This window comes from Pseudomonas sp. PSPC3-2 (assembly GCF_049897085.1).
In the GTDB taxonomy this organism is placed as follows: Bacteria; Pseudomonadota; Gammaproteobacteria; order Pseudomonadales; family Pseudomonadaceae; genus Aquipseudomonas; species Aquipseudomonas paraveronii.
The window spans coordinates 169,104-192,148 of the sequence record NZ_JAFCVO010000007.1 but is presented as its reverse complement, the minus strand read 5'-3'; the positions used below and the strand labels follow the sequence as shown (position 1 = coordinate 192,148).

The window sequence follows — 23,045 nt, the reverse complement described above, 5'->3', positions numbered from 1 at the left end:
GAATTACCGGGTCAGCAGCATTTGGGCCCACCCTTGCCGCCGTAACGGGCTTCCTGGCGTTCCCGGAAGAACGCCTTGTAGTCCATCATCGGCTTGTCCGGGTGCTTGGTTTGCATATGCTCGACGTAAGTGTCGTAGTCAGGCATGCCGACCATCAGGCGCGCGGCCTGACCGAGGTATTTACCGAGGCGACTGATGTCATTGAACATGGCTGCAATCCTCGATCATGCGTCCGGTATGGCCTGGAACGGGGCTTCTTTATCCGTGCGTTCTTTGTTGCCCCAGGCGGCAATGCCGACCTTGAGCGCATAGAACAAGATGCTGAAGACCACGAACAGGAACAGCGCCGTCAGCGTTGCGTTGGTGTAGGCATTCCAGATCACATGCTGCATCTGGTCGATACTCTTGGCCGGGGCCAGGATCTGACCGTTGGCCAGCGCATCGCTGTACTTCTTCGCCAGCGACAGGAAGCCGATCGCCGGGTTAGCGTCGAACAGCTTGATGAAGCCCGCCGTGGTGGTGCAGATCAGCAGCCAGACGGCCGGCAGCATGGTCACCCAAATGTAGCGTTGGCGCTTCATTTTGATCAGCACGACAGTCGCCAGCATCAGCGCGATACCTGCCAGCATCTGGTTGGAGATACCAAACAGCGGCCACAAGGTGTTGATGCCGCCCAGTGGGTCGATCACACCTTGATACAGCAGGTAACCCCACATGGCCACGCAACCGGCGGTCGCGATCAGGTTGGCGGTCCAGGACTCGGTACGTTTGAGCGCCGGCACGAAGGAACCCAGCAGGTCTTGCAGCATGAAGCGCCCGGCACGGGTACCGGCGTCGACCGCCGTCAGGATGAACAGCGCTTCGAACAGGATCGCAAAGTGGTACCAGAACGCCATGGTGTTTTCACCTGGCAGGACACTGTGCAGGATCTGCGCGATACCCACTGCGAGCGTCGGCGCACCGCCGGCACGCGCCAGGACGGTGGTTTCACCGATGTCACGGGCAACGGCCGACAGCGCCTCAGGCGTAATCGCAAAGCCCCAACTGCTGACAGTTTGAGCGACGGTGACCACGTCGGAGCCGACAATCGCCGCCGGGCTGTTCATGGCGAAGTACACGCCAGGCTCGATCACCGAAGCGGCAACCATTGCCATGATGGCCACGAACGACTCCATCAACATGCCGCCATACCCGATGTAACGGGCGTGGCCTTCACTGGCCAGCAACTTCGGCGTGGTGCCCGAAGCGATCAGCGCGTGGAAGCCCGAGACCGCACCGCAGGCAATGGTGATGAACAGGAACGGGAACAGGCCGCCCTTCCACACCGGGCCGGTGCCATCGATGAACTGGGTCAGCGCCGGCATTTTCAGGTCGGGCATGGTCACCAGGATGCCGATGGCCAAGGCGACGATGGTGCCGATTTTGAGGAAGGTGGAGAGGTAATCACGCGGGGCCAGGATCAGCCACACCGGCAGTACCGCCGCGACGAAACCGTAGCCGATCAGCATCCAGGTGATCTGGATGCCGGTGAAACTGAACACCTTGGCCCAGACCGGATCGGCGGCAATCTGCCCGCCCAGCCAGATCGAACCGAGCAGCAACAGCACGCCGACGATCGAAATCTCACCGATGCGGCCCGGGCGGATGTAGCGCATGTAGACGCCCATGAACATCGCGATCGGGATGGTCGCCATCACCGTGAAGATGCCCCACGGGCTCTCGGCCAGGGCCTTGACCACGATCAGCGCCAGCACCGCGAGGATGATGATCATGATCAGGAAGCAGCCGAACAGCGCGATGGTCCCCGGAATGCGGCCCATCTCTTCGCGAACCATATCCCCCAGGGAACGGCCGTTACGACGGGTGGACAGGAACAGGACCATGAAGTCCTGCACCGCACCGGCCAGCACCACCCCGGCGATCAGCCACAGAGTGCCGGGCAGATAACCCATTTGCGCCGCCAACACCGGGCCGACCAAGGGGCCTGCACCGGCAATCGCCGCAAAGTGGTGACCAAAAAGAATGTGTTTGTTGGTCGGCACGAAGTCCAAACCGTCGTTATTGACCACTGCCGGGGTGGCCCGTAGTGGATCGAGCTGCATCACGTTGTTGGCGATGAACAGACTGTAGTAACGATAGGCAACCAGATAGATCGCCACTGCGGCGACCACGATCCACAAGGCGTTAATCGCCTCGCCGCGGCGCAAAGCCACTACGCCTAGGGCGCACGCACCTACTATTGCCAGTACCAGCCAGGGTAAGTGGCGTAGCAGGCTATTATTATTCTTCATTTTTATATTCCAGCCAGGGTGGACAGAAAGGACGACCAGCTCGAGTTTAGCGCTACTGGCCTTAAAGGCCAGCCCCCTACGTTGGTCTAGAGCCTTCCCATGGCAAAAAAAGCAGAAATAAAGCCTCAATAATGGCGCAAGGCTACAATCCCTTCATCCACAGAGGGTTTCACCATGACCGAACATGCGTCTGATCGCCGTCGTTTTCGCCGGATCGCCTTTGATGCCAAGACCAAACTCCGGCAAAACGGTCAGGAATGGCCAGTGCAGTTGGTGGATTTATCGCTCAAGGGCTTGCTGGTGCTGAGACCGACACCCTGGCTTGGCATCGGCACTGAGTCGTTCCATGTGGATATCCACCTGGACGCCACTACCGATGTGCAGATGCAGGTCAGGCTGACCCACGACCAACCTGGCCAACTGGGGTTTGAGTGCGAGCACATCAGCCTGGAGTCGATCAGCCATTTGCGCCGCTTGGTCGAGTTGAACCTGGGCGATCAGGAAGAACTGGAGCGGCAGTTGGGCGCCTTGCTGGAGCTCTGACCACCTGTGGGAGGGGCGGTGGGCTACTCGAAAAGTGCATCCAACGCCTGCTCCAGCCGCGTCACCGCAATCACCTGCAACCCCGGCGGCGCTTCCTTCGGTGCGTTGCCCTTGGGCACGATCGCGCGTTTGAAGCCGTGCTTGGCCGCTTCCTTTAAACGCTCCTGACCACTGGGCACCGGGCGCACTTCGCCCGACAGGCCGACTTCGCCGAACACCAACAGGTCGTGGGGCAGCGGGCGGTTGCGCAGGCTGGACATCACCGCCGCCATCAACGCCAGGTCGGACGCGGTCTCCAGCACCTTGACCCCGCCCACCACGTTAAGGAACACGTCCTGATCATGGGTCGGGATACCGCCGTGGCGGTGGAGTACCGCAAGCAGCATCGCCAGACGGTTCTGGTCCAGGCCCAGGGTCACCCGGCGCGGGTTGGCCAAGTGGCTGTCGTCCACCAGCGCCTGCACTTCCACCAGCATCGGCCGGGTGCCTTCCCACGTTGCCATCACCACACTGCCTGGGACTTCCTCCTGGGCACGGGTCAGAAAAATCGCCGAGGGGTTGGAAACTTCTTTCAGCCCGCGGTCGGTCATAGCGAATACGCCCAGCTCGTTCACCGCACCGAAGCGGTTCTTCACGGCCCGCAGCAAGCGTAAACGGCCATCGGATTCGCCTTCGAAATACAGCACGGTGTCGACCATGTGCTCCAACACCCGTGGCCCGGCCAGCGCGCCTTCCTTGGTCACGTGACCGACCAGGAAGATCGCCGTGCCGCTTTGCTTGGCATAACGCACCAACAGCGCCGCGCTTTCACGCACCTGGGACACGCCACCCGGGGCCGATTGCAGTTGCTCGGTGAAGATCGTCTGGATCGAGTCGATCACCATGACCTTGGGCTTTTCGATCCGCGCGGTGGCGATGATGCTTTCGATGCAGGTTTCGGTCATCACCCGCAACTGGTCCTGGGGCAGGCCCAGGCGGCGTGCGCGCATGGCCACTTGTTGCTGGGATTCTTCGCCGGTGACGTACAGCGCCGGCATGCGGCTGGCGATGCTGCACAGGGTTTGCAACAGGATGGTCGATTTGCCGATACCGGGGTCGCCGCCGATCAGGACCACCGAGCCGTCCACCAGGCCGCCGCCCAGCACCCGGTCAAGTTCACCGGAGGCAGTGGAGAAACGCGGGACCTCCTCGACGCTGACTTCGGCCAGGGTCTTGATCTGCGCCTGTTGCCCGGTCCAGCCGGCGCGGCCGCTGGGGGCCGCAGCGCCGCCGCTTTCGATCATGGTTTCCGTGAGGGTGTTCCACGCCCCGCACTCGGTACACTGGCCGGCCCACTTGGGAAAGGTCGCGCCGCACTCGGTGCAGCCGTACATGCGCTTGGCCTTTGCCATTTGAGAACCTCCAACCGAAAAACCGCGATGATAGCTCAGCGCGGCGCCGGGGTCCGGATTTCACCGCTGGCCAATCGTGAAGCACTGTTGCCGATCGGGTCTTCGGCATTCAGGTCGGCGCCTTTGGCTTTCAACTCGTCAAGCAGTTCGAGGCGCTTGAACAGCCCGGCGTACATGGCGGCGGTTTGCCCGGCGCCGTTGCGTTGATCGGCGTTGCAGGCGGTGGCCAGCAAGCGCCGGGCGATGTTCAGTTCACCCTTGAAGATCGCGCCCATCAGTGCGGTGTTGCCGCGCTGGTCCTGCACGCAGGCGTCGGCGCCGGCACTGAGCAAGCGCTCCACGAAGGGCCCCTGGCCGTGATACGCGGCGAGGATCAGCGCGGTGTAGCCCTTGTCGTCCTGGGTATTGAGGCTGTAGCCGGCGTCGATAAAGGTGTTGAGCATGTCGAGATCGCCACGGCGAGCGGCGTCGAAATAGTAGTCCTGCAATTGCGCCTTGAGCGCAACCGGGTCCGGGGACTCGGCGTGGGCGACGAAGGCCAGCATGGCCATCAGCAGCCCGATGGAAATACGCATGGTCATTCTCCTGCCAGGGGCAAAGCCCCCATTGAAAGCGTCGACGCCCATGTAGGGCGTCGACCGGAACCAACGTCAGTCAGTCAGTTTTTCCGCCAGCGCTTTCACGCGGGCCAGGTCACCCTTGGCGACCTTGGTCACGCCGGTGCCGTATTCCGGGTCGGCTTTATAGAGGAACGACAGGATGATGTGCTTGCTCTCGTCGTCGGTGGTGGCCAAGGAGCCGCCGAAGTTCTCGATCAAGTCCTGACGTTCCTTCTTGCTGTAGGAGCGATACAGATCACCGGCCTGCTTGAAGTTCTGCTCACGCAGGATCTTCGCCTGCTGGGTACTGCCCACCAGCGGCGACTGGCTGTAACGCGCGGTTTGCGGCTCTTCGCGTGGCAGCAGGCGGCTTGGCTGGTAGTTAACACCGGTGGTGGTTTTGCCGAGATTCATCGCACCGTCCTGGTTACCGTTGTTGACGGTGACCCGAGGGGCGTTGATCGGCAGTTGCAGGGCGTTGGCGCCCAGGCGGTACATCTGCGTGTCGGCATAGGAGAACACCCGGCCTTGCAGCAGGCGATCTTCCGACGGTTCGATGCCCGGCACCAGGTTGGCCGGGGCCATGGCTACTTGCTCGGTTTCCTGGAAGACATTGGCCGGGTTGCGGTTCAACACCATCTGCCCGACTTTGCGCTCGGGAACATTGGGCCAGATCTTGGTGGCGTCCAACGGGTCAAAGTCGAACTTGGCCAGTTCCTCAGGCTTGAGCACCTGCACGTACAAGTCCCACTTGGGGAAGTCGCCCTTGTTGATATGCGTGACCAGGTCATTCGTCATATGGCTGTAGTCACGGCCCTGCACCTCAGTGACTTGCTTGGGATCAAGATTCTTGATGCCTTGCAGGCTCTTCCAGTGGAACTTGACGTAATGCACTTCGCCTTTGGCGTTGATCAACTTGTAGGCATGTACGCCATTGCCGTCCATTTCGCGGTAACTGGCCGGCGTGCCGGCGTCGGAGTACAACTCGGTCAGTGTGCGGGTGGCTTCGGGAACATGAGAGAAGAAGTCGAAACGACGCGAGTCATCATCCAGGTTAGTGCGTGGGTCCGGCTTGAAGGCGTGGACCATGTCCGGGAACTTGATGGCATCGCGGATAAAGAACGTCGGGAAGTTGTTGCCGACCAAGTCCCAGTTGCCGTCGGCGGTGTAGAACTTGGTGGCGAAACCGCGAGGGTCGCGCAGGGTTTCCGGGGAATGGTTGCCGTGTACCACCGCCGAGAACCGCACGAATACCGGGGTTGCTTCGCCGGCGGCGAAGACTTTGGCCTTGGTCAGATCGCTGAGGTTATCGGTGACGGTAAACGTGCCGTGGGCGCCGGTACCACGGGCATGTACCACGCGCTCGGGGATGCGTTCACGGTCAAAGCGTTGCAGTTTCTGAATCAGTTGCACGTCTTGCAGCAGCACCGGGCCGTTGGCGCCAGCAGTTTGCGAGTTCTGGTTGTCGCCGACGATGGCGCCGTTATCGCGGGTCAGGTTGGCGGCGTGCACAGACAGGGAAAGCAGGCTGACGGTCGCCAGCACCAGCGCATGGCGCGCCAGAACGGGCGCGCGGTTCATGGGGTTGTTCATCGAGGTTTCCTCTGGTTTTTTTAATGCACATTCAGTTGTGCTTGCCAGAGGCTAGTGACCCGCGAGTCAGAAGATAAATAGAAAAACACCACCAGGGCGATTGAGAAAATAATCTGGTAACCCACTGAAATTATGAGTAATTCGCGCGCGAGTGATGGCACTTTGAAAACTATTTACGATTTAATGTGTCGATAAAAACCAACAGTGTTAACAGTTGTGTCAGGCAAGCCCGTTACGACTGACTTACACTGAGCTCCACCCTTCTCATCTGTAACAAGGAATAACCTATGGGCGTGATCAGTGAGTTCAAGGCCTTCGCGGTCAAAGGTAATGTGGTCGACATGGCCGTCGGTATTATCATCGGCGCCGCCTTCGGCAAAATTGTTTCATCGTTTGTAGGCGACGTGGTGATGCCACCGATCGGTCTGTTGATCGGCGGTGTCGACTTCGCTGATTTGGCCGTGACGCTCAAGGCTGCCCAGGGCAATGTCCCGGCGGTCGTGCTGGCCTACGGCAAGTTCATCCAGAGCGTGATCGACTTCCTGATCGTCGCGTTTGCGATCTTCATGGGTGTGAAGGCCATCAACCGCCTGAAGCGCGAAGAAGCGGTGGCCCCAAGCCTGCCGCCGACGCCGAGCAAGGAAGAAGTGTTGCTGGGTGAAATCCGTGACCTGCTCAAGGCACAGAACGAAAAGCCGCTGTAAGCCGTATCGATTTGAAAGAAGGCGCCTCCAGGGGCGCCTTTTTGTTACCAGTAGTTTTCCACCGCCACCTGGCCAGGGCGCCGGGACAGGCTCAATTGCATGTCGCGTTGTTTGAGCAATTGGCGGGTGTCGTCGATCATCTGCGGGTTGCCGCAAATCATCACGCGCGAATGCTCCGGGGTCAGCTCGACGCCGGCTGCGCGCTCCAGTTCGCCATTCTCGATCAGGGTGGTAATGCGCCCATGCAGGGCGCCGGGATGCTGCTCGCGGGTGACCAGCGGCAGGTACGTCAGTTTGTGGGCGTACTCGGCCAGGTACTCTCGCTGCGCCAGCCCTTGGATCAGCGACTGATAGGCCAGCTCCCTGGCCTCCCGGGCGCTGTACACGAGGATGATGCGCTCGAATTTTTCCCAGACCTCAAAGTCCTGCAGGATCGACAGGAACGGCGCCACCCCGGTGCCGGTGCCCAGCAGCCACAAGTCACGTCCGTCGACAAACCGGTTCAGGGTCAGGAAGCCTGTGGCCTGGCGCTCGACCATCAGCGTATCGCCCACGCGCAAGCGGCTCAGCTCGCTGGTGAACTCGCCGCCGGGCACCACAATCGAGAAGAAATCCAGATACTCATCAAACGGCGACGACACCACAGAGTACGCGCGCCATACCGTGCTGCCATCGGCCTTGGTCACCCCCAGGCGCACGAACTGGCCAGCGGTAAACCGGAAGCCCGGGTCACGGGTGGTGCGCAGGGTGAAGAGGCTGGGCGTCAGCGATTGCACGTCGAGCAGGGTCTGGCGGGTAAATTTCTCAGCACTGGCCGTCATGGGGAGCTCCGTTCTACAGGTGCCCTAGTGTCCCCCAAAGTCACGCGCGGAAACACCTACAGTCGGCAGTAGCATCGTTTGGCCACCCAGGGCTTGCCAAAATAGTAGCACTTTGACTTCACCCTTAATCATTTCGCTATTACCCCACATCGTTCCATTACATTGGCACGCAGTGTCTTTGTTAGTTGAACGTTACAGGCGTCACAACCCACTAAAAAATCTGAAAAAAAATACCGGCATTTGAATAGCGAACTAATGCTTGATTGAAAAACTATTAGAACACTCGGTACAAGAGCGAAAATTTCATCGGCAAATGTAGCCGATATCCTACACTCCATTCCGTGCAACGTTGGGGGCCAGGACGTACCCAAGTCACAAAAAATCCATGGAGAGTTACAGATGGTCAACTGGCGCAATACACGGCTCCCCAAGCTGGAGGGCGAGGACAAGATCACCAGCGTATTTGAAATGGTCATCAACCAAACATACGAGCTTGGCTTCCAATTCTGTTCCTTTACGATGAGCGCTCAACGACCCACACACCCAAACAAACCGATTCGCCTCAACAACTATCCAAATGAATGGAACACACTGTACGACCAGGCCCACTTCTTCGATGTAGACCCGGTCGTCACCCACTGCAAACGTTGCGTACTGCCGATTGTCTGGGAGGAAAAAGTGTTCGGCGCCGCGCCGAACTTATGGGAACTGGCCCAGTCTTCTGGCGTACACCTGGGTTGGACCCAGTCGGTCCACGACTTCCAGGGGGTGTTCAGCATGCTGACCCTGGGACGCGGTAAGGGTGAGGTCAGCCCGCAGGAGCTGTACGAGAAGGCCGGCCAGGTATTGTGGCTCTGCCATGCCATGCATGCAGTGGTCGCGCAGAAATACGCCGAAAGCCCCGGCGCAGAGACACCCAACACCTTGACCCCACGGGAAACAGAAATCCTCAAATGGTCCGCTCTGGGCAAGACCGCTTCAGACATCGCCCGCATCCTGTGCCTGTCGGAGCGCACGATTGGCTTTCACCTCGCCAGTTGTTTCAGGAAGCTGGGAGTCAACAATAAGATCGCTGCCGTACTCTGCGCCTCGAAGGCGGGTTTGTTTTAACCGGCGCGGAATCACCGCATGTAATCCTTGCGAAAAAAAAGTAACATTTATCGCCAACTCTGAGTGTTGACGCAGCCCCCCATGGTGCCGCCTCGCAGTTCACTCAGACGGTTGCGCCGGTCCCCATGCAACCCGCCGAACACTCATCGACTACCCAGAGCCTCCCCCTCCATGCCCCTGCTTGAAAGCCCGTTCGCCCAGCTCGATCTGATCCGCCAACCCGAGCAGCACAACGATCCGCTGCAAGCGTTCGACGCCGCCGACGAGTACCTGCTCAGCTACCTGGCCGAGCAGCAACCGAACGCCGCGACCCGCGTGCTGGTGCTGAACGACAGCTTTGGCGCATTGGCCGCCAGCCTTGAAGGTCATGTGCAGGTAACGTCCAGCGGCGACTCGTTTCTCGCCGCCCAAGGCCTGGAGAAAAACCTGGTGCGCAACGGCAAGACGTTTGATGCCGTGCCGTTCATGCCTGCCAGCCACGTGCCACGTGGGCCGTTCGACCGGGTACTGATCCGCGTGCCGAAAACCCTGGCGTTGCTCGAAGAACAGTTGATCCGCCTGCAGGGCCAACTGGCGCCGGGCGCTGAAGTCATCGCCGGTGCGATGGTCAAGCATCTGCCACGGGCGGCCGGTGAGTTGCTGGAGCAGTACATCGGGCCGATGCACGCGTCCCTGGCGGTCAAAAAAGCGCGACTGTTGATTGCCACCGCCGGGGATCGCCCGGCCGCCGTCTCGCCCTACCCCACCCGTTACGCCCTGGACACACCGGCCATCGCCCTGCTCAACCACGCCAACGTGTTCTGCCGCGAAGGCCTGGACATCGGCACCCGCGCATTCCTCCCGCACTTGCCCACAGGCCTTGGCAGTGCGCGGGTTGCCGACCTGGGTTGCGGCAATGGCGTACTCGCGATTGCCAGCGCTCTGCAGAACCCGGACGCGCACTACACGTTGGTGGACGAGTCCTACATGGCCGTGCAATCGGCCGCCGAGAACTGGCAAACCGCACTGGGTGATCGCGACGTCATCGTCCGCGCCGACGATGGCCTGGCCGGCCAGGCGCCGCAATCGTTGGAGGTGGTGCTGTGCAATCCGCCGTTCCACCAGCAGCAGGTGGTTGGCGACTTCCTCGCCTGGCGCATGTTCCAGCAGGCGCGCGAAGCGCTGGTGGTCGGCGGCGCGCTCTATATAGTCGGCAACCGTCACCTGGGCTATCACAGCAAGTTGGCGCGGCTGTTCCGTGGCGTCGAGCAAGTGGCCGCCACGCCCAAGTTCGTGATTCTCAAAGCGCGCAAATAAAAAAAGACCCCGCCCCCTCCAAAGAAGGGGCAGGGTCAAAAAACCGTGCCGCGAGGCACCGGGATGGGATATCAGTGTGTGGTCAGGCCGGCCGCGCTCATGAACAGGCGCATCAGGCTGGCCACGATGAACAGGGCCAGCACGCTGCCGGTCCAGATCATCGCCAACCAGCCAAGGCGCCGCCACAGTGGCTGTTTCTCGGCCTGTTCAATCTCGTGCAATGAAGGTTTGCCGGACATTAAACGACCCTCCTAGTGATAACCGTCTTCGTGGGTAACCTTGCCGCGGAACACGTAGTAGCTCCAGAAGGTGTAGCCCAGGATGAACGGGATGATGAACAACGTGCCCACCAGCATGAAGCCCTGGCTTTGCGGCGGCGCGGCGGCGTCCCAGATCGACACCGATGGCGGGATGATATTTGGCCACAGGCTGATACCCAGGCCGCTGTAGCCGAGGAAGATCAGCACCAGCGTCAGCAGGAACGGCGTGTAGTGCGCATTACGCGCCACGGCGCGGATCAGCCCGTACATGGTCACCAGCACCAGGATCGGCACCGGCAGGAACCAGAACAGGTTCGGCAGGGTGAACCAGCGCGAGGCGATTTCCGGGTGCGACAGCGGCGTCCAGAGACTCACGACACCGATCACCGCCAGCACCACGAAGGCTAATGGCCGCGCCAGGTTGTGCATCTGCTCCTGCAACTTGCCTTCGGTCTTCATGATCAGCCAGGTGCAACCGAGCAACGCGTAGGCCACGATCAGCGCCACGCCGCAGAACATCGTGAACGGCGTCGCCCAATCGAGTGAACCACCGGCAAACTGGCGATTGACCACCGGGATGCCGTCGATGAACGCCCCCAGCGCCACGCCCTGGAAGAAGGTGGCCGCCAACGAACCACCGATGAACGCCTTGTCCCACAGGTGACGCTTGTGGTCCTTGGCCTTGAAGCGGAACTCGAAGGCTACACCGCGAAAGATCAGCCCGATCAGCATCAGCATCAGCGGCAGGTACAAGGCCGAGAGCACCACCGAATAGGCCAGCGGGAAAGCGCCGAACAACGCCGCGCCGCCAAGTACCAGCCAGGTTTCGTTGCCGTCCCAGACCGGAGCGACGGTGTTCATCATCACGTCACGGTCAGTCTTGCCGGGGATAAACGGAAAGAGGATGCCGATGCCCAGGTCGAAGCCGTCCATGACCACGTACATCATGATGCCGAAGATGATGATCACGGCCCAGATCAGCGGAAGATCAATACCCATCTCAATTCCCCTTGTGCTGGATGTCGACGTGATTGTCATCGCTGCCGTCATCGGCCGCCGACAACGGACGCGCCGGTGTGCGTTTCTGGCCTGGGCCACCGTGGGTAGGCTCGATGCCTTCGTGGATCACCGGGCCTTTGCGCACCAGGCGCATCATGTAGCCCAACCCAGCGCCGAACAGCGTGAAGTACACCACCACGAACAACACCAGGGTGATGCTCATCTGCACCAGGCTATGCCCGGAGGACGCATCCGCCGTGCGCATCAACCCGTAGACCACCCACGGCTGGCGACCGATCTCGGTGGTGAACCAGCCGGCGAGAATCGCGATCAGGCCGGACGGGCCCATCCACAACGCCAGGTACAGAAACGGCCTGGACGTGTACATCTTGCCGCCCCGGCGCAGCCAGAGGCTGAACAGGCCGGTGAAGATCATCAGGAAGCCCAGGCCGACCATAACCCGGAACGACCAGAACACGATGGTCGAGTTGGGGCGGTCCTCAGGCGGGAAGTCCTTGAGTGCCGGCACCTGTTTGTCCAGGGAGTGGGTCAGGATCAGGCTGCCGAGATAAGGGATTTCCACCGCGTACTTGGTTTTTTCCGCCTTCATGTCGGGCCAGCCGAACAGGATCAGCGGTGTCGGCTCGTTGCCGATATTTTCCCAGTGGCCTTCAATCGCAGCGATTTTCGCCGGCTGGTGCTCCAGGGTGTTGAGGCCGTGGAAGTCACCGATCACCGCCTGGATAGGCGCGACGATCAGGGCCATCCACATGGCCATCGACAACATCTTGCGGATGGCCGGGTTGTCCTTGCCGCGCAGCAAATGCCAGGCCGCAGAGGAACCGACGAAGAACGCCGTCGCGACAAACGCCGCCGTGGCCATGTGCATCAGGCGGTAAGGGAACGAGGGGTTGAAGATCACGGCCAGCCAGTCCGTAGGGATCACGCGGCCGTCGATGATTTCAAAGCCCTGGGGTGTCTGCATCCAGCTGTTGGAGGCGAGAATCCAGAAAGTGGAAATCAGCGTGCCGACGGCCACCATCACGGTCGCAAAGAAGTGCAGCTTGCGCCCCACCTTGTTCCAGCCGAACAGCATCACCCCGAGGAAACCGGCCTCAAGGAAGAAGGCCGTGAGCACTTCATACGTCAGCAGCGGCCCGGTGACGGCGCCGGCGAAGTCCGAGAAACGGCTCCAGTTGGTGCCGAACTGGTAAGCCATGACCAAGCCGGAGACCACGCCCATGCCGAAGTTGACGGCAAAGATCTTCGACCAGAAATGGTAGAGGTCACGGTAGGTGTCGTTATGGGTCTTGAGCCACAAGCCTTCTAGCACCGCAAGGTAACTCGCCAGGCCGATGGTGATCGCCGGGAACAGGATGTGGAACGAGATGGTGAACGCAAACTGAATTCGGGCGAGATCTAACGCCTCCAAACCGAACATAAGTCTTCCTCTGTCAGGTAATACCGAATGCTGGCTGGAGGCCGCATCCACTGCCCCCACGGATATGGAGTGTGGCGAATTTCAATTCGTTTCTTTTTTTACCTACCACTTAGGGAATCAGGCCTTGCGGCCACCAGAACAAATCCTGAAATAGCTTTGATCTGGATCAATCACAGTCAAAAGAGTAGTCCCATTTTGGCGATTGACCTGTGTGGTCTTTTGCCGCGTGACAGCTTGCCTCAGCACAGTTTTTGCAACTGTTTGTTACAACTTGATGCTAATCTCGAGCTCCCCTCCCGCTTTGACCCGAACGCCCGATGCCCAGTGAACCCGCGTTGCTGTTACGTCACCACCGCCCTTTCATCGCGTTCTGGCTGGCGCGGATCTTCACCGCCAGCGGCTTCCAAATGCTCACCGTGGCCATCGGCTGGAACCTCTATCAACTGACCGGCAATGTGCTGGACTTGGGCTTGGTCGGTCTGGTGGAGTTCGTCCCGCGCGTGCTGTTCATGCTGCACACCGGGCATGTGGCCGACAGCTATGAGCGGCGCAAGGTGGCGGCCATCTGCCAGACCGTGCAGGCGCTGATTGCCTTTTCCCTGGCCATTGGCGGCCTGACCGGCAACGTGACCCGCGAGATGATCTTTATCCTCGCCTTCGTGCTCGGCGCCGCACGCTCCTTTGAAATGCCCACCACTCAAGCGCTGCTCCCAAGCATCGTACCCAGCGCCCTGTTCCCACGGGCCGTGGCCTCATCGCAATCGGCCCAGCAACTGGCAACCATCGTCGCCCCGGCCCTCGGCGGTTTGCTCTATGCGTTTGGCAGCGTGTGGGTGTATGGCCCGACCGTGGTGCTGTACCTCATTGCTTGCGTGCTGACCCTCAACCTGCCCGCCCGCCAGACCCCGCTGAATAAAGCCAAGGCCACGATGGACTCGCTGCTGGCCGGGATTCGCTTTATTCGCAGCCGCCCGGACATCCTCGGGGCAATTTCCCTCGACCTGTTCGCCGTGTTGCTCGGTGGTGCCACCGCGTTGCTGCCGGTGTTCGCCAAGGACATCCTGCTGACCGGCGCCTGGGGCCTGGGCCTGTTGCGTTCGGCGCCGGCAGTGGGCGCGTTGTTGATGTCGTTGTGGCTGGCGCGCTTTTCGGTCGACCGGCACGTGGGCCGCGTGATGTTTACCGCCGTCGGTGTGTTCGGGGTGGCGACCATCGCCTTCGGCCTGTCCACCTCGTTCTGGTTTTCCCTGGCGGTGCTGGTGGTGCTGGGCGCGGCGGACATGATCAGCATGGTGATCCGCGCCTCTTTCGTGCAGTTGGAGACACCGGACGACATGCGCGGGCGGGTCAGTGCGGTCAACGGCCTGTTTATTGGCGCGTCGAATCAACTGGGCGAGTTCGAGTCCGGGATCACCGCCCACTGGTTCGGCACCGTGCCCGCCGTGGTCATGGGCGGGATCGGCACGCTGGTGGTGACCGGGGCGTGGATCAAACTGTTCCCGACCCTGGCCAACCGCGACCGCATGCATGTGCCGGTGGACGAAACCACAGCCTGAACCTCACCGCCGGGTATCCGTGGCGTTCAAGGCCATTGATCAGCGGATATTGAGCTGGGTTTTCAGGGTATTTCGCGGCGCGTTGATCGACGTGTTGCTGTATTCGAACCAGCCTGGGGCGGCGACGTTCAGGTCGAACACATAGATGTAGCCCATCAGCGTGCCCGCGCCAGCGCAGGCCTGGCTGACGCTACCGACCTGGCACACCGCAGTGCGTTGCCCGTTGAGTTCGGCGCCATTGAAACGGCCTATCGGGTTGTTGCCCAGCCCGACTTCCATCACCGACACCTGGGTGGGCCCACGGTGCGTACACATCTGCGTGCTCTGCGAGCGCTCCGGAATCGTTTCCACACACCCCGTCGACTCGACCTTGAACACCCGCACCTCGCTCAAGGCCGGTGCAGTCGCGCCCCACGCCGGTGCCGCGCCTAGCCACAAGCTGATACAAGCGATCAGAGCTAGACTCCACGCGTTGGCTATTTTCATGCTGTCGATGACCCTGAATTAAACGTCGGCGCAGTATGCCTCAAGGCCATGATTCACAGCCATGCGTCACAAAGCCAACCCCGTGCGCCAAACGGGCCCGGCTGCTGGTATGATGCGCCGCTTTTTCCGATCCTCTCTGAAGCCACAGGCGCTTGGCGCAATTTGTGCTTTGACTTAGAGGTCAACAAATCACGACGCAACATAGCGTCACAGGGAGCAGGCATGCTGGAAAAGCTGTTTCAACTCAAAGCACACAACACGAACGTGCGCACCGAGATCCTCGCGGGCATCACGACATTCCTGGCCATGGCCTACATTTTGTTCGTGAACCCGAGCATCCTCGGCGAGACCGGCATGGACAAGGGCGCGGTGTTTGTCGCGACCTGCCTGGCCGCAGCCATCGGTTCGACCGTGATGGGCTTGATCGCCAACTACCCGATCGCGCTGGCGCCGGGCATGGGCCTCAACGCCTTCTTTACCTACACCGTGGTCCTGCACATGGGCCATACCTGGCAAGTAGCGCTGGGGGCGGTGTTCATTTCGGCGGTGCTGTTCTTCCTGCTGTCGATCTTCCGCATCCGTGAATGGATCATCAACAGCATCCCCCTGCCCCTGCGCTCGGCGATTGCTGCCGGTATCGGCCTGTTCCTGGCGCTGATCGCCCTGCACAACGCCGGAATCGTGATCGGCAACCCTAATACCCTGGTGGGCTTGGGCGACCTGACAAAACCGGCGCCGATCCTGGCCATCCTGGGCTTCATGCTGATCGTTGCGCTGGAAGCCCTGGCGGTACGAGGCGCGGTATTGATCGGCATCCTGGCCGTGACCATCGTGTCCATCCTGCTAGGCGTCACTGAGTTCGGCGGCGTGATGTCCATGCCACCGTCCCTGGCCCCCACCTTCCTGCAGTTGGATATCAAAGGCGCGTTGGACATCGGCCTGGTCAGCGTGATCTTCGCGTTCCTGTTCGTCGACCTGTTCGACAACTCCGGCACCCTGATCGGCGTGGCCAAGCGCGCCGGGCTGATGGGCAAGGATGGTCACATGCCGAAAATGGGCCGTGCGCTGATCGCCGACAGCACCGCCGCCATGGCCGGTTCGCTGCTGGGCACCTCGACCACCACCAGCTACATCGAGTCCGCTGCTGGCGTGAGTGCCGGTGGCCGCACCGGCTTGACCGCTGTCGTGGTCGCGATTCTGTTCCTGCTGGCGCTGTTCTTCTCGCCACTGGCCTCCAGCGTACCGGCCTTCGCCACCGCGCCTGCGCTGCTGTTCGTCGCGGTGCTGATGACCTCAGGCCTGGCGGAAATCGACTGGGATGACATTACTGTTGCAGCGCCGGTGGTGATCACCGCCCTGGCGATGCCCTTCACTTACTCCATCGCCAACGGCATTGCCTTCGGTTTCATCGCCTGGACCGCCATCAAGCTGCTTTCGGGCCGCTACCGTGAGCTGAACCCGGCACTGGTGATTCTGTCGATTCTGTTTGTGATCAAGCTGGGCTGGTTCAACGCATGACTTTTGACGCCACACGCTACACCGCTCAACTGCAAGACAAGGTCACGCGCTTGCGTGACCTGCTGGCACCGTTTGACGCACCCGAGCCCCAGGTCTTCGACTCGCCCCTGCAGAACTTCCGCCTGCGCGCGGAGTTCCGCCTGTGGCGCGAAGGCGGTGAACGCCACTACGCGATGTTCTCCCAGGACGACAAGCGCACGCCGATCCTGATCGAAGAATTCCCCATCGCCAGCCAGCGCATCAACCAGTTGATGCCGCAGCTCAAGGCCGCCTGGCAAGCCAGCGCCGCCCTGAGCCACAAGCTGTTCCAGGTGGAGTTCCTGACCACCCTGGCCGGCGACGCGATGATCACCCTGTGCTATCACCGCCCGCTGGACGAGCACTGGCACACCGCCGCGAACCAGCTTGCGGCCGACTTGAACGTGAGCATCATCGGCCGCTCCAAGGGCAAGCGCGATGTGATCGGCCACGACTATGTGGTGGAAAAACTCGACGTCGGTGGCCGCACCTTCAGCTACCGTCAACCCGAAGGCGCCTTCACCCAGCCCAACGGCACGGTGAACCAGAAGATGCTCAACTGGGCATACGAAGCACTCGGCGATCGCCCGGATGATCTGCTGGAGCTGTACTGCGGCAACGGCAACTTCACCCTGCCGCTGGCCACCCGCGTGCGCAACGTGCTCGCCACCGAAATCAGCAAGACCTCGGTGAATGCCGCCTTGAGCAACCTCGATGAAAACGCGGTGGATAACGTCACCCTGGTGCGCCTCTCCGCCGAAGAACTCACCGAAGCGCTCAATGAAGTGCGTCCGTTCCGCCGCCTGCACGGCATCGACCTGAAAAGCTACGCGTTCGGCAGCGTCTTCGTCGACCCGCCGCGTGCCGGCATGGACCCGGACACCTGCGAATTGACCCGACGCTTCGACAACATCCTCTATATCTCCTGCAACCCGGAAACCCTGGCGGCGAACATTGCGCAACTGCATGACACGCACCGGATCAGCCAATGCGCGTTGTTCGACCAGTTCCCGTGGACGCACCATATGGAGTCCGGGGTGCTGTTGACCCGTCGATAACCCCCCTCACGGTTCCTTGCGTGGTCGACCGCCCTTCTTGCCATTGGCTCGGGCGGCGGCGGATTTGGCCGCGCTGCTTTTACGGCCGTTATGCGACGCCACCAGGCTCACGGCCAACTCCATCAAGGGTTGGCTGGTCGCAATCAGGCCGGTGATGGAAACATGCAGGTCGCGGGCTTCACAGCACAGCGCCTTGCCGCCAAAACCGACCTCCAGTTGCTGGAAGTCCTGCGCGGAAAACCCTTCGAACTCCGGGAGACCGACCACCGGTAACAGGATGCGACTGCCGTCGCTGAAGCCGATGGAGAGGCAGTCGTCCTCGTAACGCACCGAGCAAGCATTGGCGTACAAACGCTTCAGTTTGCGCCCCCGCACGATGGCCTTATCGATATCGGCCTCAGTGATCGGTACATCGGGCAAGGTTTTGGCTTTTACGATTTTCATAGATCAATCTCCACACTATCTGGCGCCCTGACCAGACTCAAAAGGGTTCGCTGCCTCGCCACATCGTGCCGGGCGTTTGCAATCACATACACACCACGCCGAATGACCAACCCCGGCACCACCTCATCGGCGTCCCAATCCCAGGAATGGTTCTCCAGGCAAACCGTTTGCAGTTTTTCCCACCAGATCCTTCGTACATGAGCCAAGACGTGCCGCTGCATTAACGTCTGGCGTATGCCTTCCAGAATCCCACGGGGTGGCCGCCGCCGTTCGGGGTCTACATCCCAAAGCGCCACTCGCCCATCCAGAAAGCTGAAGCGAAAGCGCGCATCCCATTGCTTTCCCCTGACATGTACGTGAGGCGGGCAATGCTCATCCCTGAGAAACACCGAAATCACATGTCCTTTGTAAGTGCCTACTTTCATCGTAACCCATCCGTTAGGTTATTTTCCGCCGTGTAACACTTTTCCAAGCGTCACCCGACAACCGGCTCCTTGATCAGGGCGTTTTTTCACAGCGTAGTAACGACGGGCAAACCGTCGAATGCGGTCTTGTAACTACTCATGGCGGCGCCTGGAAATGCCCGGTCTCACTGATTAACGGTTCGATAATCGAACACATCTACCGCCATCGATTGACCAAATTAACCATTCAGTACATTTTATCCCCACAACGAATAATAACTGTGGAGATCCCCTTATGCAGCCCATCGTGCTGGTGCTCAACGGCCCCAACCTCAACCTGCTCGGTACCCGCGAACCTGCCACCTACGGGCATGAAACCCTGGCCGACGTCGCTGCCCTGTGCGGCCGCAGCGCGGAACAACTGGGGCTGAGGATCGAGTTCCGCCAGACCAACCATGAAGGTGAGTTGCTCGACTGGATCCACGGTGCCCGCGCCCGTTGCGCCGGTATCGTGATCAACCCGGCGGCCTGGACCCACACCTCGGTGGCGATTCGCGATGCGCTGGTGGCCAGTGAAGTGCCGGTGATCGAGGTGCATTTATCCAACGTGCATGCGCGCGAGGCGTTTCGTCATCACTCGTTTGTGTCGCCCATCGCCAAGGCGGTACTCGCCGGGTTTGGCAGCCACGGCTATCACCTGGCCCTGGAACATTTCAGCCACACGGTGAAAGGATGAGCCCGATGAAACCGCGCATCCTCGCCGGCCTGATCGGCGCCGGCATCCAGGCCTCGCGCACGCCCGCCCTGCATGAACAGGAAGGTGACGCCCAAGGCCTGCGCTACTTGTATCGCCTGATCGACCTGGAACCGCTGCACCTGGACATCAATGCCCTGCCCGACCTCCTGAAGGCTGCCGAGCAGATGAACTTCACCGGGTTGAACATTACTTACCCGTGCAAGCAGGCGATCCTGCCTTTACTCGATGAATTGTCCGACGAGGCCCGGGGCATTGGCGCGGTCAACACCGTGGTGTTCAAGGAGGGCAAACGCATCGGCCATAACACTGACTGCCTGGGCTTTGCCGAAGGCTTTCGCCGTAACCTGAATGACGTGGCACGCCAACGCGTGGTGCAGATGGGCGCCGGGGGGGCAGGCGCGGCTGTGGCTCATGCGCTGCTGGCAGAGGGCGTTGAACGCTTGAGCATTTTCGACGTGGACGCCAGCCGCGCTCGCGACCTGGTGGATAACCTCGCCCGGCGTTTCGGTAACGGCCGCGCCCAGGTTGGCAACGATCTGGAAAACGCCATGGCCGAGGCCGACGGCCTGGTGAACACCACGCCGATGGGCATGGCCAAGCTGCCGGGCACGCCGGTGCCAGCCGCGCTGTTACGCGCTGAACTGTGGGTCGCGGAAATCGTGTATTTCCCCCTGGAAACCGAACTGCTGCGTAACGCCCACGCCTTGGGTTGTCGCACCCTGAATGGCGGCAACATGGCGGTGTTTCAAGCGGTGAAGGCGTTTGAATTATTCAGTGGCGTGGTGCCAGATGCACACAGGATGTTGGCGCACTTCCAGAGCATGAATACCTGAAGGCCAAAACCGAATCCAAATGTGGGAGCAAGCCCCCTCCCACATTGAGTCCGCGCCAGCCTCAGGCCTGCAGGTAACGCAACACCGACTCACAAATCATCTCGCGATGCCGCTGTTTAACCGCCTCATCCGACAAGTCGATCTGAAAAATCTCACTGAACGTATGGCGGTTGGATACGCGGTAAAAACAGAATGAGTTGATCAACAGGTGAACGTCCAGCGGCACCAGCCCCGCACGGAACAGCCCCATCTCGGCGCCACGGCGCAAGGTCGTGCCCAACGCATCCAGAATGTTGCTGTTCATCGCCTTGATCGAATCGGAGCGCTTCACGTACTCGGCATTGTGGATATTTTCGATGCTGACGATGCGCACGAAATCCACGTTCCGGTCGTGGTGATCAAAGGTGAACTCCACCAGCCGGCGGATCGCTTCGCGCGGTTCCAGGGCCGTCAGGTTCATGCGTGTTTCAGTGTTGCGGATATCGCCGTAGAGCTTCTCCAGCACCTCGACGTACAACTGCTCCTTGCTGCCGAAGTAGTAATAGATCATGCGTTTTGAGGTGTGGATACGCTCGGCGATCGCATCCACGCGAGCGCCAGAGAGACCCTGCTGAACAAACTCGACAATGGCTTCTTGCAGTATGTTTTCGCGGGTCTTTTCCGGGTTGTTCTTGCGACTCTTGCGCGGTGCGTCTGACACTGCGGAGAGATCGGGAGTCAAGGTCATGGTGCGCTCACGGCCGGTTTTTATTGTGCAGGCCGCGATTATGGGCCGCGGCGTTCCCCGAAGGAAGCACAAGGCCCTCCGTCATAACCGTGCCTGGCGTACCGCACCGCTGCGCGACTTGGCCATCGCCGCCAGGCGCACCGCCACGTTGGCCGCGCCGTAGCCGGCATAGCCATTCTTGCGCTGGATGATCTCGAAGAAAAAACGCCCCTCGAACGGCTCGGTGTACACATGAAACAACTCACCGCCCTGGGCGTCGCGGTCGTACAGCACGTTGTAGTACGCCAGCTCGCTGAGGAACTCATCGTCGAAATCAAAGCGCGCCGCCAGGTCGTCGTAGTAGTTGAGCGGGATATCCAGCAACGGCACGCCCGCCTCCTTGGCCCGGCGCACCTCGGCGAAAATATCCGCGCAGTCGAAGGCAATGTGATGCACACCCGAGCCTCGATAGCTCGACAGCGCGTGGGAAATCGCGGTGTTGCGGTTCTCGGAAATATTCAGCGGCAGGCGAATCGAGCTGCAGCGGCTACGCAGCGCACGGCTTTTCACCAGGCCATACGGATCAGGCAGCACCACTTCGTCATCGGCTTCGAAATCCAGCAGGCTCTTGTAGAACAGCACCCAGCTGTCGAGGCTGTCGGCGGGCAAGGCCATCGCCATGTGGTCGATGCGCAAAAGCCCGCCGCTGGAGGCAGCGCTCGGTTGCAGATTGAAATCGGTGTCGTATACGCCTTCGCTTGGGTCCACCAGATAAATCAGGCTGCCGTCCGGCGCGCGCACCGCCGCCAATTCCAGCTCATTCGGCCCGACCAGGCCACGATAAGGCTGACCCTTGTAGGCCACCGCCCGCTGCAGGGCCTTGGCGCTGTCCTTGACCCGCATCGCCGTGGCACACAACGACGGCCCGTGGGCCTCGAAAAAGTTGTGGGCGAAGGAATACGGTTCGCAGTTGAGGATCAGGTTGATATCACCCTGGCGCAACAGGCTGACACTCTTGGAGCGATGCTGGCCGACCTTGACGAAGCCCAGGCGCTCCAGCCATTGCGTCAGCTTGGCGCCGAGGTTTTCGTCCACGGCAAATTCAAGGAATTCAATACCGTCGTATTCGCTGGCGGGCGGGGTGTCGAAGAGGATATCCACCGGCGTGGCTGGCTGTTCATGCGCCAGGCGCTGGCGGGTTTTCTCTTCCAGGTACAGCAGCGAACGCAAGCCATCCGCCGCGTTGGCCCGGGTTGGCGCGGCGCGGAAGCCGTCGTTGAAGATCTCCAGGGACAACGGCCCGGTATAACCGCTCTTGATGATCGGCGCGAGAAAGCCCGCCAGGTCGAATTCGCCCTGGCCGGGGAAGCAACGGAAGTGGCGGCTCCACTCCAGCACATCCATGGCCAGGATCGGTGCGTCGGCCATTTGCACAAAGAAGATCTTGTCGCCGGGAATCTCGGCGATAGCACTCGGGTCGCCCTTGAGCGACAGGGTATGGAAGCTGTCGAGCAACACCCCAAGGCTCGGGTGATCGACCTGGCGCACCAGGTTCCACACCTGCTGCCAGGTGTTCACATGCCTGCCCCAGGCCAGCGCTTCATAGCCAATGCGCAGGCCACGGCGGCCGGCGTGTTCGGCGAGCAGGCTGAGGTCATCGAGCAAAATACGTTCATCGCCCACGCAATCGGCCGAGGCATTGCTGCACACCAGCACCAGGTCGGTGCCCAGCTCCTGCATCAGGTCGAACTTACGCTCAGCGCGCTCCAGGTTACGTGCCAGGCGGTCGCGGCGGCAGCCTTCAAAGTCGCGGAACGGCTGAAACAAGGTGATGGCTAGGCCCAAGTCAGTGCATATTTGCCTGACTTCCCGTGGGCTGCCATCGTAATACAATAGGTCGTTCTCGAAGATCTCAACCCCATCAAACCCGGCGGCGGCAATGGCTTCGAGCTTTTCTGGCAGGGTGCCGCTCAAGGAAACAGTGGCGATGGAACGTTGCATGGGGCGACTCCCGGCAGTTGTTATTTACAGTAAATTATTCGCCCCCAGCCTACACACAGCAATTCAAATGTACGAACCAGTTAGTTTTTAGGGCGATTATCGAACACAATGGCCATCGGCGAATTGACGATTTTTTAGCCACTGCGCACCATCGTTCCTGTAGCAACGTCCAAAATAAAACCCAGAACACACCCTAAAAATTCCAAAAAACGGGTA

The 23,045-nt window shown here is 60.6% G+C and carries 23 protein-coding genes; 9 read left to right on the top strand and 14 right to left on the bottom strand.

The window, feature by feature from the left end:
- Window positions 1-11 precede the first annotated feature (11 nt).
- Window positions 12-209, bottom strand: coding sequence for a YbdD/YjiX family protein (locus ACP7CJ_RS14045; protein WP_003176208.1), 198 nt, complete (start codon window positions 207-209; stop codon window positions 12-14).
- Between the two features lie 15 nt (window positions 210-224).
- Window positions 225-2,291 (bottom strand): carbon starvation CstA family protein, encoded by a 2,067-nt coding sequence (locus ACP7CJ_RS14040; protein ID WP_426100600.1) that lies wholly within the window; start codon window positions 2,289-2,291, stop codon window positions 225-227.
- 174 nt (window positions 2,292-2,465) lie between these two features.
- Between ACP7CJ_RS14040 and ACP7CJ_RS14035 the strand changes: the two genes are divergently transcribed.
- Entirely contained in the window at window positions 2,466-2,834 is a 369-nt protein-coding gene (locus ACP7CJ_RS14035; RefSeq protein WP_247396566.1) for a PilZ domain-containing protein, read from the top strand.
- A gap of 23 nt (window positions 2,835-2,857) precedes the next feature.
- Here ACP7CJ_RS14035 and radA read toward each other — a convergent pair whose 3' ends face one another.
- From radA to katB, 3 genes are all read right to left on the bottom strand, one after another.
- A complete protein-coding gene (gene radA, locus ACP7CJ_RS14030; RefSeq protein WP_017848272.1) occupies window positions 2,858-4,225 on the bottom strand; it encodes a DNA repair protein RadA in 1,368 nt (455 codons plus the stop codon).
- Window positions 4,226-4,260: 35 nt separating this feature from the next.
- Window positions 4,261-4,800 carry an ankyrin repeat domain-containing protein gene (locus tag ACP7CJ_RS14025; RefSeq protein ID WP_276194963.1) on the bottom strand — a complete coding sequence of 180 codons (540 nt, stop codon included), beginning with the start codon at window positions 4,798-4,800 and terminating at the stop codon, window positions 4,261-4,263.
- Window positions 4,801-4,875: 75 nt separating this feature from the next.
- On the bottom strand, window positions 4,876-6,417 hold the full coding sequence (gene katB, locus ACP7CJ_RS14020; protein WP_426100598.1) for a catalase KatB: 1,542 nt from the start codon (window positions 6,415-6,417) through the stop codon (window positions 4,876-4,878).
- 287 nt (window positions 6,418-6,704) lie between these two features.
- On the opposite strand from katB, the gene mscL reads away from it, so the two are divergent.
- Complete coding sequence (gene mscL, locus ACP7CJ_RS14015) at window positions 6,705-7,121, top strand: large-conductance mechanosensitive channel protein MscL (RefSeq protein WP_247396571.1); 417 nt, start codon at window positions 6,705-6,707, stop codon at window positions 7,119-7,121.
- 44 nt (window positions 7,122-7,165) lie between these two features.
- On the opposite strand, the gene ACP7CJ_RS14010 is transcribed toward mscL, so the two are convergent.
- A complete protein-coding gene (locus tag ACP7CJ_RS14010) occupies window positions 7,166-7,942 on the bottom strand; it encodes a ferredoxin--NADP reductase (protein WP_247396573.1) in 777 nt (258 codons plus the stop codon).
- A gap of 399 nt (window positions 7,943-8,341) precedes the next feature.
- Between ACP7CJ_RS14010 and ACP7CJ_RS14005 the strand changes: the two genes are divergently transcribed.
- Complete coding sequence (locus ACP7CJ_RS14005; protein WP_276194964.1) at window positions 8,342-9,052, top strand: helix-turn-helix transcriptional regulator; 711 nt, start codon at window positions 8,342-8,344, stop codon at window positions 9,050-9,052.
- Between the two features lie 171 nt (window positions 9,053-9,223).
- A complete protein-coding gene (locus tag ACP7CJ_RS14000; RefSeq protein WP_276194965.1) occupies window positions 9,224-10,348 on the top strand; it encodes a methyltransferase in 1,125 nt (374 codons plus the stop codon).
- Between the two features lie 71 nt (window positions 10,349-10,419).
- On the opposite strand, the gene ACP7CJ_RS13995 is transcribed toward ACP7CJ_RS14000, so the two are convergent.
- From ACP7CJ_RS13995 to ACP7CJ_RS13985, 3 genes are read right to left on the bottom strand one after another with little or no spacing between them, the layout of a single operon-like run.
- Complete coding sequence (locus tag ACP7CJ_RS13995; RefSeq protein ID WP_247396582.1) at window positions 10,420-10,587, bottom strand: DUF2474 domain-containing protein; 168 nt, start codon at window positions 10,585-10,587, stop codon at window positions 10,420-10,422.
- A 12-nt stretch (window positions 10,588-10,599) separates the two neighbouring features.
- Window positions 10,600-11,607: a cytochrome d ubiquinol oxidase subunit II gene (cydB, locus tag ACP7CJ_RS13990; protein WP_276194966.1), complete on the bottom strand. Its 1,008-nt coding sequence runs from the start codon at window positions 11,605-11,607 to the stop codon at window positions 10,600-10,602.
- Window position 11,608: 1 nt separating this feature from the next.
- Complete coding sequence (locus tag ACP7CJ_RS13985; RefSeq protein WP_276194967.1) at window positions 11,609-13,048, bottom strand: cytochrome ubiquinol oxidase subunit I; 1,440 nt, start codon at window positions 13,046-13,048, stop codon at window positions 11,609-11,611.
- A 317-nt stretch (window positions 13,049-13,365) separates the two neighbouring features.
- On the opposite strand from ACP7CJ_RS13985, the gene ACP7CJ_RS13980 reads away from it, so the two are divergent.
- A complete protein-coding gene (locus ACP7CJ_RS13980) occupies window positions 13,366-14,604 on the top strand; it encodes an MFS transporter (protein ID WP_426100596.1) in 1,239 nt (412 codons plus the stop codon).
- A 39-nt stretch (window positions 14,605-14,643) separates the two neighbouring features.
- On the opposite strand, the gene ACP7CJ_RS13975 is transcribed toward ACP7CJ_RS13980, so the two are convergent.
- The gene (locus tag ACP7CJ_RS13975; RefSeq protein WP_276194969.1) at window positions 14,644-15,090 is read right to left on the bottom strand and encodes a DUF4879 domain-containing protein; all 447 of its coding nucleotides are present in this window, start codon (window positions 15,088-15,090) and stop codon (window positions 14,644-14,646) included.
- A 222-nt stretch (window positions 15,091-15,312) separates the two neighbouring features.
- On the opposite strand from ACP7CJ_RS13975, the gene ACP7CJ_RS13970 reads away from it, so the two are divergent.
- Together ACP7CJ_RS13970 and trmA are read left to right on the top strand one after the other, a co-directional pair.
- Window positions 15,313-16,608: an NCS2 family permease gene (locus ACP7CJ_RS13970; RefSeq protein WP_426100594.1), complete on the top strand. Its 1,296-nt coding sequence runs from the start codon at window positions 15,313-15,315 to the stop codon at window positions 16,606-16,608.
- Entirely contained in the window at window positions 16,605-17,684 is a 1,080-nt protein-coding gene (gene trmA / locus ACP7CJ_RS13965) for a tRNA (uridine(54)-C5)-methyltransferase TrmA (protein WP_276194971.1), read from the top strand. Before ACP7CJ_RS13970 ends, trmA begins: the two co-directional genes overlap by 4 nt.
- 6 nt (window positions 17,685-17,690) lie before the next feature.
- Here trmA and ACP7CJ_RS13960 read toward each other — a convergent pair whose 3' ends face one another.
- A complete protein-coding gene (locus ACP7CJ_RS13960) occupies window positions 17,691-18,128 on the bottom strand; it encodes a DUF2442 domain-containing protein (protein WP_276194972.1) in 438 nt (145 codons plus the stop codon).
- The gene (locus tag ACP7CJ_RS13955; protein WP_276194973.1) at window positions 18,125-18,553 is read right to left on the bottom strand and encodes a DUF4160 domain-containing protein; all 429 of its coding nucleotides are present in this window, start codon (window positions 18,551-18,553) and stop codon (window positions 18,125-18,127) included. Before ACP7CJ_RS13955 ends, ACP7CJ_RS13960 begins: the two co-directional genes overlap by 4 nt.
- Before the next feature lie 274 nt (window positions 18,554-18,827).
- Here ACP7CJ_RS13955 and aroQ point away from each other — a divergent pair, with 274 nt between their 5' ends.
- Both aroQ and ACP7CJ_RS13945 read left to right on the top strand, forming a co-directional pair.
- Window positions 18,828-19,268, top strand: a complete 441-nt coding sequence (gene aroQ, locus ACP7CJ_RS13950; protein WP_276194974.1) for a type II 3-dehydroquinate dehydratase — start codon at window positions 18,828-18,830, stop codon at window positions 19,266-19,268.
- 5 nt (window positions 19,269-19,273) lie between these two features.
- Window positions 19,274-20,122: a shikimate dehydrogenase gene (locus tag ACP7CJ_RS13945; protein ID WP_426100592.1), complete on the top strand. Its 849-nt coding sequence runs from the start codon at window positions 19,274-19,276 to the stop codon at window positions 20,120-20,122.
- Window positions 20,123-20,183: 61 nt separating this feature from the next.
- Here the strand turns inward: ACP7CJ_RS13945 and ACP7CJ_RS13940 are convergent, their stop codons facing one another.
- Together ACP7CJ_RS13940 and quiC are read right to left on the bottom strand one after the other, a co-directional pair.
- Window positions 20,184-20,849, bottom strand: coding sequence for a TetR/AcrR family transcriptional regulator (locus ACP7CJ_RS13940; protein WP_426100590.1), 666 nt, complete (start codon window positions 20,847-20,849; stop codon window positions 20,184-20,186).
- 81 nt (window positions 20,850-20,930) lie between these two features.
- Window positions 20,931-22,829 (bottom strand): 3-dehydroshikimate dehydratase QuiC, encoded by a 1,899-nt coding sequence (gene quiC / locus ACP7CJ_RS13935; protein WP_426100588.1) that lies wholly within the window; start codon window positions 22,827-22,829, stop codon window positions 20,931-20,933.
- Window positions 22,830-23,045: the final 216 nt, after the last annotated feature.

Coding starts and splice junctions, on each gene's coding strand:
- ACP7CJ_RS13985 (WP_276194967.1), bottom strand. CDS start 13,048: ATGTTCGGTTTGGAGGCGTTAGATCTCGCCCGAATTCAGTTTGCGTTC.
- ACP7CJ_RS13975 (WP_276194969.1), bottom strand. CDS start 15,090: ATGAAAATAGCCAACGCGTGGAGTCTAGCTCTGATCGCTTGTATCAGC.
- ACP7CJ_RS13940 (WP_426100590.1), bottom strand. CDS start 20,849: ATGACCTTGACTCCCGATCTCTCCGCAGTGTCAGACGCACCGCGCAAG.
- ACP7CJ_RS13980 (WP_426100596.1), top strand. CDS start 13,366: ATGCCCAGTGAACCCGCGTTGCTGTTACGTCACCACCGCCCTTTCATC.
- ACP7CJ_RS13995 (WP_247396582.1), bottom strand. CDS start 10,587: ATGTCCGGCAAACCTTCATTGCACGAGATTGAACAGGCCGAGAAACAG.
- mscL (WP_247396571.1), top strand. CDS start 6,705: ATGGGCGTGATCAGTGAGTTCAAGGCCTTCGCGGTCAAAGGTAATGTG.
- ACP7CJ_RS14000 (WP_276194965.1), top strand. CDS start 9,224: ATGCCCCTGCTTGAAAGCCCGTTCGCCCAGCTCGATCTGATCCGCCAA.
- quiC (WP_426100588.1), bottom strand. CDS start 22,829: ATGCAACGTTCCATCGCCACTGTTTCCTTGAGCGGCACCCTGCCAGAA.
- katB (WP_426100598.1), bottom strand. CDS start 6,417: ATGAACAACCCCATGAACCGCGCGCCCGTTCTGGCGCGCCATGCGCTG.
- ACP7CJ_RS14045 (WP_003176208.1), bottom strand. CDS start 209: ATGTTCAATGACATCAGTCGCCTCGGTAAATACCTCGGTCAGGCCGCG.
- ACP7CJ_RS14035 (WP_247396566.1), top strand. CDS start 2,466: ATGACCGAACATGCGTCTGATCGCCGTCGTTTTCGCCGGATCGCCTTT.
- ACP7CJ_RS14025 (WP_276194963.1), bottom strand. CDS start 4,800: ATGCGTATTTCCATCGGGCTGCTGATGGCCATGCTGGCCTTCGTCGCC.
- ACP7CJ_RS13970 (WP_426100594.1), top strand. CDS start 15,313: ATGCTGGAAAAGCTGTTTCAACTCAAAGCACACAACACGAACGTGCGC.
- ACP7CJ_RS13955 (WP_276194973.1), bottom strand. CDS start 18,553: ATGAAAGTAGGCACTTACAAAGGACATGTGATTTCGGTGTTTCTCAGG.
- ACP7CJ_RS14040 (WP_426100600.1), bottom strand. CDS start 2,291: ATGAAGAATAATAATAGCCTGCTACGCCACTTACCCTGGCTGGTACTG.
- ACP7CJ_RS13960 (WP_276194972.1), bottom strand. CDS start 18,128: ATGAAAATCGTAAAAGCCAAAACCTTGCCCGATGTACCGATCACTGAG.
- ACP7CJ_RS14005 (WP_276194964.1), top strand. CDS start 8,342: ATGGTCAACTGGCGCAATACACGGCTCCCCAAGCTGGAGGGCGAGGAC.
- radA (WP_017848272.1), bottom strand. CDS start 4,225: ATGGCAAAGGCCAAGCGCATGTACGGCTGCACCGAGTGCGGCGCGACC.
- cydB (WP_276194966.1), bottom strand. CDS start 11,607: ATGGGTATTGATCTTCCGCTGATCTGGGCCGTGATCATCATCTTCGGC.
- aroQ (WP_276194974.1), top strand. CDS start 18,828: ATGCAGCCCATCGTGCTGGTGCTCAACGGCCCCAACCTCAACCTGCTC.
- ACP7CJ_RS14010 (WP_247396573.1), bottom strand. CDS start 7,942: ATGACGGCCAGTGCTGAGAAATTTACCCGCCAGACCCTGCTCGACGTG.
- trmA (WP_276194971.1), top strand. CDS start 16,605: ATGACTTTTGACGCCACACGCTACACCGCTCAACTGCAAGACAAGGTC.
- ACP7CJ_RS13945 (WP_426100592.1), top strand. CDS start 19,274: ATGAAACCGCGCATCCTCGCCGGCCTGATCGGCGCCGGCATCCAGGCC.